The organism is Desemzia sp. FAM 23990, assembly GCF_045528485.1.
Classification (GTDB): Bacteria; Bacillota; Bacilli; order Lactobacillales; family Carnobacteriaceae; genus Desemzia.
In genome coordinates, this window is record NZ_JBGQQW010000007.1 from 70,054 (window position 1) to 86,121 (window position 16,068).

The window sequence follows — 16,068 nt, forward strand, 5'->3', positions numbered from 1 at the left end:
TTTAAACAACTCCTTCAGTGATTTTAGTTTCGATTTTTAATTTATCGACGCCTTCCGCAACATACATTTGAACGGTTTGAGCTTCTGTATCAAGAAGCTGCGTAACGCTTTCGCTGTTATCAATAAACAGAGGTACTGTGACTCCTTCTAATCGGCTGATAGCATTAATAATGTCGATACCTGCATTGATTCTTGCTGCACTATTTAACCCGCTGCTGTAAGGAACACCGTTTACAGTAGGCTCACACACTTCTTTCAATCCGCCGTTGATTTGCTCTTCAAACAATTTGAAGTGAACGAATTTAAATTGACTATTGATGCGCTCTGTCAGCAGATTTACTTTGGCTCTTGTGAATTGATCCAATAGATAAAGTTGATCTTCTAATTCACCAAAACGAATCGATAACGTTTTTTCTTGATCAATCAATTCTTGTTTCCGTTTCTCCTGGTTAGCAGCTAGTTTGAATTGGTAAAGTTGGTCCTCAATGACATATCGTTTGTTTTTTTGATTAGAAATATCGATACGGTATTTTTCAAGTTCTTGCTCACTCGATTTACTAATGTTATCCAACTTTTCATTCAATTGATTTAAATCATCTATTATCGCGCTATAAGCATCCGTAGCTTCAAACGGATCTTGTTTAGCTTGAATTTCTTTGATTTCAGCTTTTACACTCTCGTGTTTCGCTTTTACTTCGTCGCGCGCCTTAATAGCTAGTTCTAACGCTTTTTTCGTTGCTCTTGCGTTTTCTTCTAAAGAGGCTATTCTTTCATTAGCTAAAGAGACTTGAAGGTTCAAATCAACGCCCTGGCTATTAATATTTTCTAATTTTGCAGCTTTTTTAATATTGAAAGCTTTGCGCTCCTCTTCATACGTAGCTTTGATTTCCTGTTGTTTTTCAAGTGGATAATCTTGTCCGCAAAATTGACAACTTGTTTTGTGTTCATCAAAAGAAGGGAAAATGTCATCACGTACTGTTAGAAATTCAGTTCTGAGCGCTGCTTGCTTGCGCTTAACCTCTTCGACTAAAGACGTTTCTTCAATAACTGCATTTTCATCCGCTCTTAACGATGATTCAATTTCTCCTACAACCTGATTTCTACCCATCGCTTCGTCGTAAAGTTGTTGTTGCTCTTTTTGCAAGCCTTCAACTTTTGCGTATTGCTCCACTTGATATTTGCTTATGGCTAACTCTAATTCAGATTTTTTGGTATTGATTTCAGCCCTTAAATCAGTAGCTGCATTTCCGTTCCGAATCCCGGAAACTTTTTCCTCTAGCTTCTCATTTTTTTTGTCAATTTCATCTATTTCTTGTTGCAAACTTTCTTTGTCGAAGCTACTCAAATCAGGGATAGAACGATCGACTTCATCAATTCGATTAGGAATGCTGTCCAAATCTTTATTGATTTTTCGTCGTTCTTCAATGATTAGCGAACGCTTATCATCTACGCTGTGACCATTTAGAATTTTCAACAACGGTTTTAGTTCTTTTTCTGATTTGATGACCTCTTCATCCGTGAAGTCACCTACCAGGTTGAATAGCATTTCCCGTCGATCTTTAGCTTTCATCGTTTCAGCCACGTAATAAACATTGGTCAGCTGTTTAAATAAATCCTCACTAATAAATTGATCTATACGTTCTTTAAACTTTTTTTGAGTAGTCTGCACACCATCTATTCGATAAGTAGTTTCATGCCCTTGAAACGTTTCTGTGTTGACCCCTCTTTTTTTGGTCCATTTTTCTGCTGTCATGCGGGATAGAGTCAATTCTTTGCCGTCTTCATCCAGCACAAGTTCAACTTCAGTTTCTAGGTGATTAATTTGTTTATTGCTTTTATCTAAAGGTTTCCAGGCGAAATCAGTAGAATCATGGCTGTCTTTACCGAACAAACAGAAAGTAAATGCATCGAAAATACTTGTTTTTCCTGTAGCGTTGTCCCCGTAAATTTGTGTGTCGGATCCACCGAAGCCGATGTCTAATCTTTGAAATCCTTTAAAATTGCGAATGCTCATTTTTTTTAGTTTAATTTGTTTCATTTTTTTTGCCTCCGATGTGGTAAAATAATGTAAATAAGTTTTGTTTTGACGCTGATGTTGACGCATCAGCTGTTTTTTTGTTCTTCAACTAACGATGCAATCAAATTGGCCATCAGTGGATCTTTATCTCTTACTCCTTTTAAAGATTGTTCTCCCAATACATGTAACGTATGCAACAAACCTACTAGGTGCTTTGAATCTACGCTGCTACCGACTGATGTATTTGAAGAAAATAAAGAACCGCTAACTTTAATAACTACCATTGTTTCTTGCTTAGGATCATAATTTTCTACCATCGCAAGCATTCTACTAATTGATTCGTCTTCGTTTAGTTTGTGCTCAACTCTTGTTTCATTCATTATTTTTCCCCCTTTTCTTTTTCCAAATAATTAATGACTAACTCTAAATCTTTTCTTGAAACTGTGATCATGATCATTTCTGGATAGTTGTACAAATCATTTTTGAGTTCTTTAAAAGCTTTTTCTTCTTTCGCATTCATTCCCATGTTCCTAACCTCCCTTTTATTTACATAAACATCGGTAGAAATATAATTCCCATAGCCAAAACCAAGCTGCTTCCCGCAACTAAAACCTCTTTCGATTCTATTTCGTCCTCTTCCAGCCCGAAAAACTCAGTAATGCTTTTTTTCATAACCGTCACCCCCACTTTTCATTTTCATCAGCTTCTTTTATTGCTTCGCTGATTTTTAATCGAGCATTTTCAAGTTCTCGTTCTTTCTCCTGCAGGTATTGACTAAACTTTTTACCAAACTTGTTAGATTTCGCGAAATTATGAGACTGACTAGACCAGAATAATTTATCTTTCGTTTCTTCGCTGATTGGCGAAATACGTTCAACTTTTTTATGCATGTGATTACCCCCAGACTTTTTTATAATTCTGCTGCAGCCATCGGCGCATCGGAAACTTATTGAACTTCCAATGTTCTCCGCTATCCGGGTAAGTCACAAATTGCTCCAACTCGTCACGAAATGGGTAAAGCAGCTTCTCTTTGATGGTTTGTGGGCTCTTTGTTGCCGTTTCTTTCAAAAGCCATTTCATGTCTCCTATGCTGGACTCTTCCGCCTCTTTTAGTTCTCTGAGTTCCGCTTTTTCTACCAGCACCAAATGATCAGGAATTTGAATGTTGACTACCGCTTCAAGCTGTTGCATATTTATTGCTCCTCTCTGTCCATTAAGGCGGTAACGCCGATGTTTTTTAAAATGTCATGAATAAACAAGCGCCCTTTCTGGGTCCATTTGGTATTCATTTTTGCTTCTTGCCTGCCGTCAGTACGTGTGATGTTGATAGTTTGCGATTTAGTGTAGCCTTTGTTCATGTGGTCTTTGTACAGGATCCATTGCCCGCCTACTTTGTGCTGCACACGTTGATCATGCAGGACCTTATTTAATTGTTGAGGAGACATGCCGTAATCTGCAGCTATTTGACTAATGGCCAACAGGCCTTTTGAATCTAAAATAGTGTCTAGGTAACTGATCCTCGGTTCATATTCAGCAATTAGCTGGGCCTGAACTTCGTTCTTTTCAGCCAACTGTTGGACTACTCTTTGTTCTTCAATCCATTTCTCCGCTCTTTTTACCGGATCCTCAATCATGTAAGAATCTAAATGAGCAACAGCAAGCTTGTTTTCCATTTCGTTGAAACGTTGAACATATAAAGCTGTAAAAATGACACCTTTTTTTCCAGTCAATTTATTGGCCACCATTTGGCAACCTTGTTTAGTTAGTAAATAGCATAATCTCGGCTGATTGTTGGCGTCGTAATAACTCGATTCAAGAAAGAAATCGCCCAATCCAATTTTGGCCTCGGCTAGATAATCAGCATAGTTTCGAATATCTCTCAACAACTTACTGTGTTCCTTGCCGACCATTTTAGCTACTTCTCTTGAATCGATTGTTGGAGCTGAACTAACAGACAACAGATGCATAAGTTATTCTCCTTTCAAATACTTTTTCATCTTCCAGTGAGGGACTCTTCTTTTAACAGCTGTCATCATCGACATGCCTAACTTTTCAAACAACGTGATGATGTATCTGATTTCGATAAAGACTTCATCCAGGTAATTCATGGCATACTCGAAAATTGCTTCTTTATCCTCTTTCGAAAGAGCTTCTTTATTTTTAGTAAGAGCAAACATTGCTTTTGATTTGAGCTGATTCCGCTCCTCTTGTTCAATACTTTGGATAATGTCTAAAGCATACGGATCCATGCGGAAAACTTCTGACTCCATAGCTGGAATATTTTCAAAAACTTTGTGTGATAGTTGTTGGCTAAAAATTGAGTCGTCCACCACTTCAGCTATTTGCTGCATCGCTTCAATCGGAGTAGGTTCTCCACGGTAATAACCATTTACCGTTGTTTTTGCTCGGCAAGTTTCTTTAGCAATTGCCACTTGATTTATTTGCCGCCTTTCTGAAACAGAGTTCAGTTCGCGGCTGATAACATAAGATTTTGATGATTTCACATTTGATTCCTCCTCTTTTTCCGTATTCCGTCCGTAGCAAGTACGGCGGTTTAGGATCTATAGTATTAATAAGAAATGAGAACTGTTACTCAGAGTAGTACTTCATCAAACTTTTTTATTACTCTGAGTGATGTTGTTGCTAAAAAAAAGATACTCTACAGTAGTACCGTAGTAATTAGCAAGTTTAATCTTAGTTTGATCAGACCCGCTTCTACGACCTTGCTCTAATAATTGAATCATTGAGTAAGAAATACCAGTTTCTTCGGCCACTTCTTTTTGTGTTTTCCCTAACGCTTCTCGTTCTTTTTTTAAAACAGTCATATTCTTCTATCCTCCCTTCAATTACTTTGTGTAATAATAATATAATCACTCAAAGTAATTGTCAAGATAAAAAATTACATTTAGTAATTTTATTTTTTTTGAGTTCATAATTACGCTTAGTAATTGTATAATTACACTGAAGGTGGTGTCATAATGGTAGATGGTCATAAACTAGCGAGTTTAAGAGAGAAAAGAGGATTATCTCAGTCAGGTCTCGCTGATGCATTAAAAGTATCTCAAAGTACGGTAGCGATGTGGGAATCTAATAAAAGAGGCATGTCTGAGGAAAGATTAGAGTCGCTTGCTGACTTTTTTAACGTCTCTACTGATTATTTATTAGGGAGAAACATTCCTGACTGGGCCACAGAAAAGGATGTGATGGATTTAGAAGACATGTTGAATAGCAATGTAAACATGGCATACGGTGGGGAACGATTGACCGAGGAAGAAAAACAAAGGGTTAAAGATGTGCTGACTGGCATATTCTGGGAAAAATTGGAGAAACGCAAACGAAGTGATGGCAGTGAATGATAAATATCGTCTTTTGATCAACAAATTATATAAAACTACAGGTACTTTAAATCCTTTTGCGATAGCTGAAATGATGGGCATAGATATCAAATATGTCCCCTTTCTAGCTAATCCGGAGGGGCAATACTTAAAGATGTTTGATGAACCTATCATACTTCTCAATGAAAAATACGAGGAACACAATCATCGCTATTTTTTAGTTGCTCATGAACTGCATCACGCGATCGAACATAAAGAGTTATCTGGATACTATGTACAGAATAATGTAACCAGAGGTAAGTTAGAAAATGAAGCAAACGCTTTCGCTGCTGCTTTATTGGTTTGGTATTATGCCGAATTGAATGATCAACTTCCTAGGTCCACGAAAGAACTTGAACTTGAATTTGGGTTTCCTGAAGATTTATCTGAAGAATATTTAACGGAACGTATTTATTAGAGGTAGGCAGCAGCATCTTTTAATTACTACTACCTTTCCTTTAATTTCCTTTAATTTCCTTTACTTTCCTTTCCTTTACTTTACTTTGCTATCGTTTGCTACACCAGTGCTATGGCACTGCCAATGGCACTGCTATAGCACTGCCATTTTCTACCAAAGAGTTCATTGCCTAAAACGTTGTTTTGACAACGTTTGTAGTAAACAAACACATTATTCACATTTTAACTAAAATTTATAGCACTGCCATAGCAGTGCTATAACGGTGCTATAAATCACCTATTCATTTAGCAACAAACAAACAGATATTGATTTCAGTTTTATGGCAACCTATAGCAACAATACAAACGAGCATAGCATTGCTATATTCGTTAATAGCACATCTAAAACTATTTATAGGTGTGCTATAGCATACCTATAGCAGTGCTATAAAATAATAATCGGAGGGATAACAATGTCCAAGAAAATTACTGATGATCAAGGAAATGTGTACGTGCAGAAAAAACCTTTCTATAAGAAGTGGTGGGTCTGGTTGTTATCTATAGTAGCAGTGCTTTTAGTGGTGCTTTACTTAATAGGATCTGCAGCAGAGGATGATGCGGATGAAAGCCAAACTGCTCTTGACAGCAATCCATCCGCTCTGGAAACTACATTAGTTGATATGCCTGTGCCAGAAGAAATTAAAGATATTTCGGATAGCTTAGGCGAAGGTTTTAAAGAGGCTGATGATTTAGTGGTCGAAGAAATGAACTATACAGGTAGCGTAGTAAGCGGTATTCAAATGGAAACAGACAGTTATGACGATAGTCTCACAGCTGTTTTGGATAACGATGGCCAAGTTGTCAGATATCAATATAACGGGTCTAATTCTGCAACACTGGGACTGCTTTTAATCGCTATTGATAGTTCTTCAAAAATAGATCTAGCTGTTTCGGAAGACATGGCTAACCGTTCGGGGAAATTTGAGCAAGGTTACTCCACAGATTTGTACGAGTACAGCTTAGAATATGATCCAGAAAACCCATTGTTTCTGTTTACTATGAGAGTTGACAAAAAATAAAAGATTAGCCTAAAAGGCTTTTCTTTTTAACACAAAAAGAACATATGTTCGTACTTTGAACAAAAAAATACGGAAAAAGGAGCTGTTTTTATGATAATCATTGAAATGACAGAAGAAGAATCGGAGTTTGTAGCCTATAGTACGGAAAATACCGGTGCTTATCGAGTGAGGACTTTCGACATAGACAACGTTTGTTGTTTGTTTGCTTACTATTTCGACGAATTTATTCACTTGAAAATCAGGCGTTACGTCAAAGAACAAACTGCTATAAGCGATTGGTTTCAATTGAAATCAGCTGGCATCATCTATCCTGATATCATCCTGGATGAAACCATCGATGTCCGATTTGATCTCGAAGAAAATCAAATTCATGTTCAGCTCCCTAATACAGTTAACGAAAGGAATTGGTAAATGTGGCTTCAATCAGAAAAAGAAACGGTAGTTGGCAATATAGGATAAGTTATAAAACTGCTGACGGGAAATACAAAGAAAAATCCAAGAGTAAATTTAGGACAAAAAGAGAGGCCAAGTTAGCAGCTGAAAAGGCGGAAAAACAACTCAATAAACAGTTGGAAACAAACGCTGTAATGGACGTCAATGCACCCTTCTGGGATTACTTTACGAAGTGGTACGAATTATACAAGGCTCCGCACGTATCGCCTGTTACTTTAAAAACCTATGATACGACCTCTCGCATTGTTGCGGTTTATTTTGGAGATCTTCCGCTGTCTAAAATTAGTATTGATAAATACCAGCTCTTTATCAACGAGTATGGAGAAAATCATTCGATTCGATCCGTTAGAAAAGCACACGCGCAATTAAAAGCTTGCATCCAATATGCTTTACACACTGGTTACATCACGACAGATATCACATTCAAAGTTAAAATGACCGGTACTGCTCCTCAAGATGAGAATAAAAAGTTTTTGAATGAAGTAGACGTTAAAAAATTGATCGCTACTATCATGAAAGATTATGATGGTAGCCAGACTGCTAGTGCTATGATTTTATTTGCTTTGTCTACTGGCTGTCGATTAGGAGAAGTATTTGCATTGACAGAGGATTGTATTGATTGGAAAAAGAAAACTGTTAAGATCAAAAGGAGTTGGGACTACCAAGATACTCACACCTTTATCAAAACGAAAACCAAAGCCAGTGTCAGAAGCATTGCTGTAGATAAAGAAACGTTGGCCGTACTGGACGCTATTATCAAGCACTATAAAAAAGAAGCTCTCAAAATAGGTATTCGAAAAGAAAACAGATTCGTCTTTTTAACTCGTTTATTCAAACAAATGAGTTATCGACGAGTGAATGAAATTCTAAAAGAAAAATGCCTAGAAGCAGGGATCAAAGTTATCTCCTTCCACTCGCTTCGTCATACGCATGCCAGTTTATTATTGTTGAAAGGAGCAGACATGCAATTCGTCTCTAAACGATTAGGTCATAATAGTGTCATCATCACTATGGAAGTTTATGCTCATGTCCTCCAAGAAATGGAAGATATTGGAAACGACCAAGTTGATCATTTAGCTTCAGAAATCTACAAATAAAAAACCGATTTGGGCTATTTTCGGGCTGAAGCTTCACAAACCCTTTACTACCAAGGTGTGTTTAATCTCTCTAGGGCCGCTAAAAATAGAAAGAAGCTTCTACTCTGTTTGAGTTTGAAGCTTCTTTTTATTTTACAATTAACTGGTAAACTGTATATTAATTCTGTAGAGCGGTTGATTGATGTTATGAACTTGAACTTCATCATTCAGGTTCCTTATTTGATGTTAAAATCTCAAGCTTCTTCATCATCCATCTTTTTCACATCATGTTCTCCCGCTATTATTCCATTATTGAACATCTCGTCAGACGGACAAAATTCTTTTGCTTTCCACCTATCATTAAGATGATTTTATGGTAGAATTTTTATACATAGTTATTTGTGAATAATAAGAGGTGAAGAGAAATGCAAATTAGACCTACAAAAAGAAACGAGTTGTCGCTTATTCAGCATATTTATACTGAAGCAAGGAAATATATGCGAGAGAATGGAAATGACCAGCAATGGGTTAATGGCTACCCCAGTGATGAATTACTGATCAACGATATTCAAGAAGGGACAAGTTATGTTTGTTTAGATGGAGCAGAAATCGTTGGAGTATTTACATTTGCGATCGGAGAAGATGCCACCTATCGTGAAATCTACGACGGAAAATGGCTAAATGATGGTTTATACGGAGTTGTGCATCGCTTAGGATCACTGCGATCGCAAAAAGGAGTAGGAGCTTTTTGTTTAGAATGGTGTTTTCAGCAAATACCCAATATCAAGGTTGATACGCACGAAACTAACATCCCGATGCAAAAAATGCTCCTAAAAAATGGGTACCAAAAGTGCGGTACGATTTATGTAAATGACGGAACGCCAAGAGTCGCTTTTCAAAAAAACAGATCTAACTAGGATGAATCTAGAGTTGAAATTCTCCTTTTAAATGAGTAAGATCATAGAGGTAAGAAATATAGAGGAGGATTTATCGTTGAATAAAGTCAAACAGTATACAGCGGGTGTTTTATTAACTGCAGCACTGGCGGTAGCAGCCAATCAAATCAGTGCTTGGATCCCAAATAGCGTTATTAGTGGAAGTGTCTTTGCTTTATTGATCGGGATGTTATTAAACCCGTTAATTTCAAGATACACGATTTTTAAAGAAGGCATACAATTTGTTTCCAAAAGAATATTGAAATTATCGATTATCTTATTAGGCCTGACACTTAGTTTTACGCAAGTATTAAACGTCGGAAAGTATTCCTTGATCGTCATGGTCTTTACCTTGCTGACTGCATTTGGCGGAGGATACCTTATTGGAAAATTATTCAACATGAACTGGAAATTGTCGAGTATGATTTCAGCGGGAACGGGTATTTGCGGAGGATCAGCGATTGCAGCGATCGCTCCAACTATTGAGGCGGAAGATCGTGATGTCGCATACTCGATTTCTGCTACTTTTATTTTTGATATCTTGATGGTGATTTTATTTCCGATAGCTGGGATGTACTTTGGGATGAGTGATTTAGGATTTGGTTTATGGACTGGGACAGCAGTGAATGATACTTCTTCCGTAGTCGCAGCAGGGTATGCTTTTTCAGATGCAGCCGGTGCGTATGCCGTCATTGTCAAGCTAACTCGGACTCTGTCTATCGTCCCTGTCGTCTTGATTTTTTCGATCATCAATGCACGTATGAGACGGAAAGAACAATTGGCCAATGGGGAAACGATCACACGGAAAAAAGTCAGCATCCGAAGCATTTTCCCCTTTTTCATTCTATTTTTCTTAGTGATGGTAGCTATTAAAAGCACCGGCCTCGTTCCAGAATCGGTCAGCAATATCACTTCTATCATCAGCAAATTTTTGATGGTGATGGCACTCGGCTCTATCGGGTTGAAGACTAACTTCTATGAAGTAGCTAAATCGGGTTTTAAACCGATGCTGCATGGATTTATTATTTCTTCACTGGTAGTCGTGGTTTCATTTGTCGTTCAAATGGTGCTGGGGCAAGTGTAGAACAGAAATCAATATAATAGGATTAGCTATTTCGTTAAAATTGTGTTATACTAGTTAATACACGAAAGATATTGATATACGAGTTTTATGTTTTACGCGGCAAGTTTATTCACACTGGAGTAGCTATGGGGCTACAAGGATGTATTAGAGGTTAGGGAATACATTGTATAAATTGAAATATTGAAAATGAGTAATAGTTTAGACAACCTAAAAATATTGAATATTGATTAGTTAGATAGCCTTCTCTTAAATAGAGAGGGCTATCGTTCATTTTACGGTAAAAAGGTTCTTCATCTTTTAGTGTTGGTGAAGAAATTTATTCCGGCATTTAGGATGTTCATGAAAAGACGCAAAATCGGACTTAAACTAGCCGGTGTTGTTTTTATTCGAGTAGAGTCACGATACTCAGCGGCTTCTTCGGAAGGAATGCTCTATTCAATGTGAAAAGAGGCCTTCATTTGTGGAGCAAATGAGGGTTATTCATCAAGTGAGGAGTGGAAAATGTCCGACTTGATGAATAAATGGGATTTATTGATCAAGTAGCGTTCACTTAAGCTTTCACTTGACTAATAAACTAAAACAATAGCGCTGCCGGCTGACTCAGATTCATTCATGTCCTGCTCCAAGCAACGATTAACGAGTAATGAGTAAACATTGTTTTAGTTACCAACGTTAATACTGGAGAACGGTAAAAAGCTGAAGAGCAGACAATCCGTTCTTCAGCTTTTTCGTGTACTAACAGTCAATTCCCAATACAGTTGATTCTCCTTTTTTAGGCAACATCCGAATTCCATACGAAACAGAATACATAGCTTCGATTTTTTTAGAAAACAGTTCTTCATTAAGATGGCCTACTCCTTCTATCACAAGATAATTCATAGGCGAGATTTCAAGAATCATCGGTTTGCTTTTCTTCGGAACATGCAACTCTTTTTCCTATTTATGCCATTCATGCTTTATTGTCCTGTCTCTTCTCCAAACGTCGCAAATTTTTCTTTGTACACAGGATACAACTCATTAAACACCAATTGCGTATCTGGCATTTCTTCGTTGGCAAGTATAGATTCAATCGCATCCAAACAAATATGCCAACCTGTGATATCTCGAGGAGTATGCTCTGTCACTTCAGAAATGGTCTCTTTGAATACTAAGTGAGTTCCTTTTTCTGAAGGCGTTAAATCAAATCGAACCAAGTCCCTGTCCCAAGTGTACTCTAAAACATTCGGTTCACTCAATGACGTAATGGTCATTTCTTCAAAAGTCCCATCTTGCATATCAAATAAAATCTTGCCATTTTCTTCAAGCGACTTTACACTCAATTCAGGGAACCACTTTTGCAAATACTGATTGTCTGCTAGCATTTTCCAAACTAATTCTATTTCATACGGAAATTCTCGTTCAAATTCTGCAATCACCTTGTCTTCAAACTGTTGGATAGTCGCTGTCATCATAAAACCTCTTTCCTTTTTGTAGTATTAAAAAAGACTCTAAAAATCAGAGTCTTTTTCATTGTATCAATCTTTATTTATCTTTTCTTTCTTTTCAGCTTGGTAATACAAAATAAAACCAGCCACAATACAGATTACGGCTAATGCTAAAACCCAACCACTGTTCTCACCTGGACCTGTAAGGCCTAATATCAGCGCAATAAATCCTAAAGACATGATGAACATTCCGTTTTTAAGCATTGCCTATCTCCCTCATTCCACTGTAGCTTGAAAATACAATATAGAACCGTAATCTGTACCTTTAATAATTTTTTTAGCTAATTGAGCTGCTTCCTCTTCGTTATCCATAGTGGATTCAAAGTACAATTTCATACCTTCTTTTTTTATGAAATTGTAGCTAACCCCATTTTCACTGTAATGAGTTAAAGTGTCAATTATTTTGTCTTGTTGAATCGGTGCATTTAAAAGAATCATGTTTATTTCCTCCTAATTTTTGTTTAAACTGAAAAAGCTACAAAAAGGGATACTCACTTTTCGCAGCTTGTCGTTGGTTTACTCTTCAATCAAAACGCCAGCTATTTTTTTGTAAACATCTACAACTTCAGCTGCTAAATCACGGAAAGTAATGGCATTCATCAAATGATCTTGCCCATGTACCATCAATAAAGATATCGTAACGGCATCCCCAGAGGCTTCTTTCGTTAACATACCTGTTTGAGATTTATGTGCTTCTGATAATGATTTATCAGCATCTTTGATTTTTTGGTCTGCTTCTTCAAAGTTCCCTTTTTTAGCAGCTTGGATAGCTTCCATAGCATCACTTTTAGCATTCCCGCCATTAATAATAAGACCCATGATCGTTTCTAAATTTTGTTCATCTACCACAATAAAACTTCCCTTCCATTACTACGAGATTGACTGTATTAGGTTATCTTTATTTCTTCGTACGTTTAGTTTACTAAATGAGCTGCGAAAAGCAGCCTATGTGGCTATAAACCAATAGGCTGGATGCTTTTCTCCACTCTCTTAAACGGTTTGCTATACTCTCTAGATTAATGTTAATGCGTGATCTAGTACTTTCTCACCGTTCATCATACCGTAGTCTTGCATGTTGATGATGTCTACTGGAATATTTTTATCAGCAACTTTCTTTTCAAATTGAGATTTCATGAAGCGAACTTGTGGTCCTAATAATAGAACGTTTACATCTTTATTCGCTAAGTTAGCATCAGCTTCTGAAGCGGAAACGGCAAAGATATCTGCTTCGATTCCTTTTGCTTCTGCTGATTTTTCCATTTTGCTTACTAATAAACTTGTACTCATACCTGCTGCACATACTAACATAATTGTTTTCATTTTATATTCACTCCATATATGATATTTTTTTACCTTACACTTATATATAAGCAATTTTCGTGCCAACTTTTTAAAAAGTAAACGTTATCAGAAAAGGCTTTCTCACCATTGTAAAAATACACACTAAAAACAAATGGTTACACATTTGTTTTTAGTGTGTATTTCTGTCATTCATGAGTCTTATTTTCTAACAACATGTAAGCCAAGTACGCTATCTCATCTTCTGGAAATTGGATCTCATAACGACGTTCCAATACGATGCACGTTGTTTTAGTCACATCCATCAAGATTCGATTTTGTTTAACAAACATTTCTTTATTAGGAAACGGACGTAAAAAAGCTTCTGTTCTTAAAGAATCAACCAAGAATACCAGGTGAAGGATGACCCCTACTTTTACACCCGCATCAATCTGAAACTGCATGTTAACCAGTAATTTATCTACTACATCTCGCACCAATTCCAGCAATTCTTGGACAGAATCCACCGATTTAATCGTTCCTTCGAGTGAATGAGCCATTTCTTCTACTGGAAAATCCGATTCTAAATGACGCTTTAAATCGGTTAATTTGTTGCCCTCAAAAATATCAAAAGCCGAGTAATAAGGAACCGAGGAATAATCAAAGCCTACTGTTCCTACGATAGCTTTTAAGTCATATTTTTCCATTAATTGATCAATTCGTTGACGAAATTGCTCTCGCTGCAGAAATTGGAGCGGAATAATTTTTGTCATGGTCGTATCAATTTCTGTTTCTAATTTTTCTTCGAGCTTTTTCGCTACTCCTTCTCCAGTAAAGCAAGTCACCACAATAACAGGTTTCTTGTCTTTCTTTACTGTGAAATTTTGCTGGATACTGTTGCTCATTCCACGTTGACAGCTTTGATAAATGTCTTCTAATGACCTGCCTAAACTGGCCATTCGAACAGCCTCCAACACAATCGGAGTACTCGTCATCGACAAAGTCTTGATAGGCATATCCAACTCTTCTGCTAAAATATCCCCAAATGAATTCAGCGATCCCATATCAGTCAGCAATAAGATGCCTTGTGCATAATCTTTCATGTGATCCCGAATCGTTATCCTGACCCATTCGTACATTTCCTTGACTTTCATCGTCAACGGCATGTCTAGAGCAATCCCAAATTTAGTATCTAATAATTCTTGGACCGTTTCCAACATACTGCTGGCAGTAGATTTTCCATGCATCATTACAAAGACGCCGACTTTTTCTTGCAGCTCTTCTGACTTCTCTTTTAAATCGATCGTCAGAAACATCGTAATAAAACCGATTTCATCTAATGGTATCTCAATCACAAACTTCTCTTCAATCAAGGAAGACAATTCGATAGCTACTTGGAACTCTTTGGAATACTGTTTACGGACACCATTTAAGTTAGGATGGATAATAGGTCGATTTTCTCGAATACGGTCTAATGTACTTTGCAAATGCAATGAAAAAGCAAAACGCGTGCTGTTATTGAATGTTCGATTCAAGCGTTTTTCTGCTATATCGTAGACCATTTCGGTAGCTTCCAAAATATCCGTTGAAATCAATTCTTTCTGTACTTCTCTACTCGCCAACTGCTCAATGTAATCATTGAAATAATGTCCCATGCCATTTTGTACAAACTTCTCCAAGTCGATATTTTGAGCACCTGATCTGAGCAACTCATCTACGCGTTCTTCAATCGCATTGTAGACACTCATATCTTCTCCGGAACCTAAAAAATAATCCGAATCTTGGTGATTTGATTCAAAAACAAACCGGTTTTGCTGCGGTTTAATGATTCGATTCAGGCGATCTGGCGCTTCTTTTTTGAGCAATAATCCTTTTTGTACTTGTAATGGCAAATCTTTTTGCGTAATGTTCAAATGGTCTTCATCATTCGTACGGTAATGCAAAAAAGCTTTCGCACAAACCAGTTTTAAATCTCGCTCCACTTGTCCAATATTGGCTTCAGGATGATAAAGCATAAAGGCTAAGATGACGTCCCGTTCAGCAACAATCTCCTGATTCAAACGACGGGCTTCTTGCTGTAAGAAAGCTGCTACTAATTGATACCGTTCATCAATGGTTCTTTCCGACAATGGCGGCAAGGTAATCGACATGGGGATACGTCGTTTGAATGTTGACAACAATACATCAGAACTTTCAGTGGTAGCCCCGATAATCTGAACACTTGCTTCATACTCTTTGCCGCTTTCTCCTAAAGGCTGATAGACACCTTTGTCGATAAACGTAAACAACATTTCTTGCCCCTCAGGAGGCAGCCGATGGATTTCATCTAAAAACAGAATCCCGCCATCAGCTTTTTTCAACAAACCTGGTGTATCTTCAGTCGCACCCGTATACGACCCTTTTTTCACTCCAAAAATGTGCCCAAACAATAGTTGTGGATTTTGAGCGTAATCGGCACAGTTAAATGAAATAAAAGGGGCATCTTGCGGCATTGCTTTAGCTTCTAAAGCAAACTCATACATGCTGCGGGCAAAAACAGATTTCCCAGTCCCAGTTTGACCAAAAATGATCGTATGCAAGCCTCTAGGCGGGTAAAGTATAGCCGCTTTAGCTTGCTGCACCATAATTTTTAAAGACAAATTATACCCGATCATTTTTGAAAAAGCTTTGCTTTCCCCATCTTCTTTTTTAGAACGAGGCGATTTGAATTGAAATAATACCGGACGGCCGACAATTTTGTGGACTTTATGATCCGCATACAGCTCGTTTAAATAGCGGCTCACATTTGTTCGATCAAGTTCAAGCGCTTCTGCAAGCTCCCTTGCAGAAAAGGAATCATCTGGATTTTGCTGTAAATACTTCAATACTAAGTCTTTACGATTGCTCATCTTC

General features: G+C 37.4%; 23 protein-coding genes. 7 read left to right on the forward strand and 16 right to left on the reverse strand.

Annotated features, from left to right (window positions below):
* Position 1: 1 nt before the first annotated feature.
* From ACEN4I_RS04390 to ACEN4I_RS04430, 9 genes are all read right to left on the reverse strand, one after another.
* Entirely contained in the window at positions 2 to 2,038 is a 2,037-nt protein-coding gene (locus ACEN4I_RS04390; protein ID WP_407127627.1) for an AAA family ATPase, read from the reverse strand.
* Positions 2,039 to 2,103: 65 nt separating this feature from the next.
* Positions 2,104 to 2,397 carry a hypothetical protein gene (locus tag ACEN4I_RS04395; protein WP_407127629.1) on the reverse strand — a complete coding sequence of 98 codons (294 nt, stop codon included), beginning with the start codon at positions 2,395 to 2,397 and terminating at the stop codon, positions 2,104 to 2,106.
* Positions 2,397 to 2,543, reverse strand: a complete 147-nt coding sequence (locus tag ACEN4I_RS04400; protein WP_407127631.1) for a hypothetical protein — start codon at positions 2,541 to 2,543, stop codon at positions 2,397 to 2,399. The genes ACEN4I_RS04395 and ACEN4I_RS04400 overlap by 1 nt, the downstream gene beginning before the upstream one ends.
* Before the next feature lie 20 nt (positions 2,544 to 2,563).
* Entirely contained in the window at positions 2,564 to 2,689 is a 126-nt protein-coding gene (locus ACEN4I_RS04405; RefSeq protein ID WP_407127633.1) for a hypothetical protein, read from the reverse strand.
* A gap of 5 nt (positions 2,690 to 2,694) precedes the next feature.
* A complete protein-coding gene (locus ACEN4I_RS04410) occupies positions 2,695 to 2,907 on the reverse strand; it encodes a hypothetical protein (RefSeq protein WP_407127635.1) in 213 nt (70 codons plus the stop codon).
* Positions 2,908 to 2,911: 4 nt separating this feature from the next.
* Positions 2,912 to 3,208, reverse strand: coding sequence for a DUF771 domain-containing protein (locus ACEN4I_RS04415; RefSeq protein ID WP_407127637.1), 297 nt, complete (start codon positions 3,206 to 3,208; stop codon positions 2,912 to 2,914).
* Between the two features lie 2 nt (positions 3,209 to 3,210).
* A complete protein-coding gene (locus ACEN4I_RS04420; protein WP_407127638.1) occupies positions 3,211 to 3,984 on the reverse strand; it encodes a phage antirepressor KilAC domain-containing protein in 774 nt (257 codons plus the stop codon).
* Positions 3,985 to 3,987: 3 nt separating this feature from the next.
* A complete protein-coding gene (locus tag ACEN4I_RS04425; RefSeq protein WP_407127640.1) occupies positions 3,988 to 4,521 on the reverse strand; it encodes a hypothetical protein in 534 nt (177 codons plus the stop codon).
* Positions 4,522 to 4,626: 105 nt separating this feature from the next.
* Complete coding sequence (locus ACEN4I_RS04430) at positions 4,627 to 4,842, reverse strand: helix-turn-helix domain-containing protein (protein ID WP_407127641.1); 216 nt, start codon at positions 4,840 to 4,842, stop codon at positions 4,627 to 4,629.
* A gap of 153 nt (positions 4,843 to 4,995) precedes the next feature.
* Here ACEN4I_RS04430 and ACEN4I_RS04435 point away from each other — a divergent pair, with 153 nt between their 5' ends.
* The 7 genes from ACEN4I_RS04435 to ACEN4I_RS04465 all read left to right on the forward strand — a co-directional run bounded on the left by ACEN4I_RS04435 (position 4,996) and on the right by ACEN4I_RS04465 (position 10,414).
* Positions 4,996 to 5,373 carry a helix-turn-helix domain-containing protein gene (locus tag ACEN4I_RS04435; protein WP_407127643.1) on the forward strand — a complete coding sequence of 126 codons (378 nt, stop codon included), beginning with the start codon at positions 4,996 to 4,998 and terminating at the stop codon, positions 5,371 to 5,373.
* Positions 5,360 to 5,809, forward strand: coding sequence for an ImmA/IrrE family metallo-endopeptidase (locus ACEN4I_RS04440; protein ID WP_407127648.1), 450 nt, complete (start codon positions 5,360 to 5,362; stop codon positions 5,807 to 5,809). The genes ACEN4I_RS04435 and ACEN4I_RS04440 overlap by 14 nt, the downstream gene beginning before the upstream one ends.
* Before the next feature lie 451 nt (positions 5,810 to 6,260).
* Positions 6,261 to 6,866 carry a hypothetical protein gene (locus ACEN4I_RS04445; protein ID WP_407127644.1) on the forward strand — a complete coding sequence of 202 codons (606 nt, stop codon included), beginning with the start codon at positions 6,261 to 6,263 and terminating at the stop codon, positions 6,864 to 6,866.
* A 90-nt stretch (positions 6,867 to 6,956) separates the two neighbouring features.
* Positions 6,957 to 7,277: a hypothetical protein gene (locus tag ACEN4I_RS04450; protein ID WP_230523568.1), complete on the forward strand. Its 321-nt coding sequence runs from the start codon at positions 6,957 to 6,959 to the stop codon at positions 7,275 to 7,277.
* Positions 7,278 to 7,279: 2 nt separating this feature from the next.
* Complete coding sequence (locus tag ACEN4I_RS04455) at positions 7,280 to 8,416, forward strand: tyrosine-type recombinase/integrase (protein WP_407127646.1); 1,137 nt, start codon at positions 7,280 to 7,282, stop codon at positions 8,414 to 8,416.
* Between the two features lie 404 nt (positions 8,417 to 8,820).
* Entirely contained in the window at positions 8,821 to 9,312 is a 492-nt protein-coding gene (locus ACEN4I_RS04460) for an N-acetyltransferase (protein ID WP_407102862.1), read from the forward strand.
* A 76-nt stretch (positions 9,313 to 9,388) separates the two neighbouring features.
* Positions 9,389 to 10,414, forward strand: coding sequence for a YeiH family protein (locus ACEN4I_RS04465; RefSeq protein WP_407096994.1), 1,026 nt, complete (start codon positions 9,389 to 9,391; stop codon positions 10,412 to 10,414).
* 735 nt (positions 10,415 to 11,149) lie between these two features.
* Here ACEN4I_RS04465 and ACEN4I_RS04470 read toward each other — a convergent pair.
* The 7 genes from ACEN4I_RS04470 to ACEN4I_RS04500 form a co-directional block, all read right to left on the reverse strand.
* Positions 11,150 to 11,314: a hypothetical protein gene (locus ACEN4I_RS04470; RefSeq protein ID WP_407096995.1), complete on the reverse strand. Its 165-nt coding sequence runs from the start codon at positions 11,312 to 11,314 to the stop codon at positions 11,150 to 11,152.
* A 56-nt stretch (positions 11,315 to 11,370) separates the two neighbouring features.
* On the reverse strand, positions 11,371 to 11,865 hold the full coding sequence (locus tag ACEN4I_RS04475) for an SRPBCC family protein (RefSeq protein WP_407126431.1): 495 nt from the start codon (positions 11,863 to 11,865) through the stop codon (positions 11,371 to 11,373).
* Between the two features lie 63 nt (positions 11,866 to 11,928).
* Entirely contained in the window at positions 11,929 to 12,102 is a 174-nt protein-coding gene (locus ACEN4I_RS04480) for a hypothetical protein (RefSeq protein ID WP_407096997.1), read from the reverse strand.
* A 12-nt stretch (positions 12,103 to 12,114) separates the two neighbouring features.
* Positions 12,115 to 12,336, reverse strand: coding sequence for a hypothetical protein (locus ACEN4I_RS04485; RefSeq protein ID WP_407096998.1), 222 nt, complete (start codon positions 12,334 to 12,336; stop codon positions 12,115 to 12,117).
* A 78-nt stretch (positions 12,337 to 12,414) separates the two neighbouring features.
* Complete coding sequence (locus tag ACEN4I_RS04490; protein ID WP_407097012.1) at positions 12,415 to 12,717, reverse strand: PTS lactose/cellobiose transporter subunit IIA; 303 nt, start codon at positions 12,715 to 12,717, stop codon at positions 12,415 to 12,417.
* Between the two features lie 192 nt (positions 12,718 to 12,909).
* Positions 12,910 to 13,218 carry a PTS sugar transporter subunit IIB gene (locus ACEN4I_RS04495; protein WP_407096999.1) on the reverse strand — a complete coding sequence of 103 codons (309 nt, stop codon included), beginning with the start codon at positions 13,216 to 13,218 and terminating at the stop codon, positions 12,910 to 12,912.
* Between the two features lie 167 nt (positions 13,219 to 13,385).
* Positions 13,386 to 16,064: a sigma 54-interacting transcriptional regulator gene (locus tag ACEN4I_RS04500; protein WP_407102863.1), complete on the reverse strand. Its 2,679-nt coding sequence runs from the start codon at positions 16,062 to 16,064 to the stop codon at positions 13,386 to 13,388.
* Between the last annotated feature and the right edge of the window lie 4 nt (positions 16,065 to 16,068).

Excerpts from the sequence above, each read along its gene's own strand:
- ACEN4I_RS04390 (WP_407127627.1), bottom strand. The coding sequence starts at position 2,038 with ATGAAACAAATTAAACTAAAAAAAATGAGCATTCGCAATTTTAAAGGA.
- ACEN4I_RS04395 (WP_407127629.1), bottom strand. The coding sequence starts at position 2,397 with ATGAATGAAACAAGAGTTGAGCACAAACTAAACGAAGACGAATCAATT.
- ACEN4I_RS04400 (WP_407127631.1), bottom strand. The coding sequence starts at position 2,543 with ATGGGAATGAATGCGAAAGAAGAAAAAGCTTTTAAAGAACTCAAAAAT.
- ACEN4I_RS04405 (WP_407127633.1), bottom strand. The coding sequence starts at position 2,689 with ATGAAAAAAAGCATTACTGAGTTTTTCGGGCTGGAAGAGGACGAAATA.
- ACEN4I_RS04410 (WP_407127635.1), bottom strand. The coding sequence starts at position 2,907 with ATGCATAAAAAAGTTGAACGTATTTCGCCAATCAGCGAAGAAACGAAA.
- ACEN4I_RS04415 (WP_407127637.1), bottom strand. The coding sequence starts at position 3,208 with ATGCAACAGCTTGAAGCGGTAGTCAACATTCAAATTCCTGATCATTTG.
- ACEN4I_RS04420 (WP_407127638.1), bottom strand. The coding sequence starts at position 3,984 with ATGCATCTGTTGTCTGTTAGTTCAGCTCCAACAATCGATTCAAGAGAA.
- ACEN4I_RS04430 (WP_407127641.1), bottom strand. The coding sequence starts at position 4,842 with ATGACTGTTTTAAAAAAAGAACGAGAAGCGTTAGGGAAAACACAAAAA.
- ACEN4I_RS04435 (WP_407127643.1), top strand. The coding sequence starts at position 4,996 with ATGGTAGATGGTCATAAACTAGCGAGTTTAAGAGAGAAAAGAGGATTA.
- ACEN4I_RS04440 (WP_407127648.1), top strand. The coding sequence starts at position 5,360 with ATGGCAGTGAATGATAAATATCGTCTTTTGATCAACAAATTATATAAA.
- ACEN4I_RS04445 (WP_407127644.1), top strand. The coding sequence starts at position 6,261 with ATGTCCAAGAAAATTACTGATGATCAAGGAAATGTGTACGTGCAGAAA.
- ACEN4I_RS04450 (WP_230523568.1), top strand. The coding sequence starts at position 6,957 with ATGATAATCATTGAAATGACAGAAGAAGAATCGGAGTTTGTAGCCTAT.
- ACEN4I_RS04460 (WP_407102862.1), top strand. The coding sequence starts at position 8,821 with ATGCAAATTAGACCTACAAAAAGAAACGAGTTGTCGCTTATTCAGCAT.
- ACEN4I_RS04470 (WP_407096995.1), bottom strand. The coding sequence starts at position 11,314 with ATGATTCTTGAAATCTCGCCTATGAATTATCTTGTGATAGAAGGAGTA.
- ACEN4I_RS04475 (WP_407126431.1), bottom strand. The coding sequence starts at position 11,865 with ATGATGACAGCGACTATCCAACAGTTTGAAGACAAGGTGATTGCAGAA.
- ACEN4I_RS04480 (WP_407096997.1), bottom strand. The coding sequence starts at position 12,102 with ATGCTTAAAAACGGAATGTTCATCATGTCTTTAGGATTTATTGCGCTG.
- ACEN4I_RS04485 (WP_407096998.1), bottom strand. The coding sequence starts at position 12,336 with ATGATTCTTTTAAATGCACCGATTCAACAAGACAAAATAATTGACACT.
- ACEN4I_RS04490 (WP_407097012.1), bottom strand. The coding sequence starts at position 12,717 with ATGGGTCTTATTATTAATGGCGGGAATGCTAAAAGTGATGCTATGGAA.
- ACEN4I_RS04495 (WP_407096999.1), bottom strand. The coding sequence starts at position 13,218 with ATGAAAACAATTATGTTAGTATGTGCAGCAGGTATGAGTACAAGTTTA.
- ACEN4I_RS04500 (WP_407102863.1), bottom strand. The coding sequence starts at position 16,064 with ATGAGCAATCGTAAAGACTTAGTATTGAAGTATTTACAGCAAAATCCA.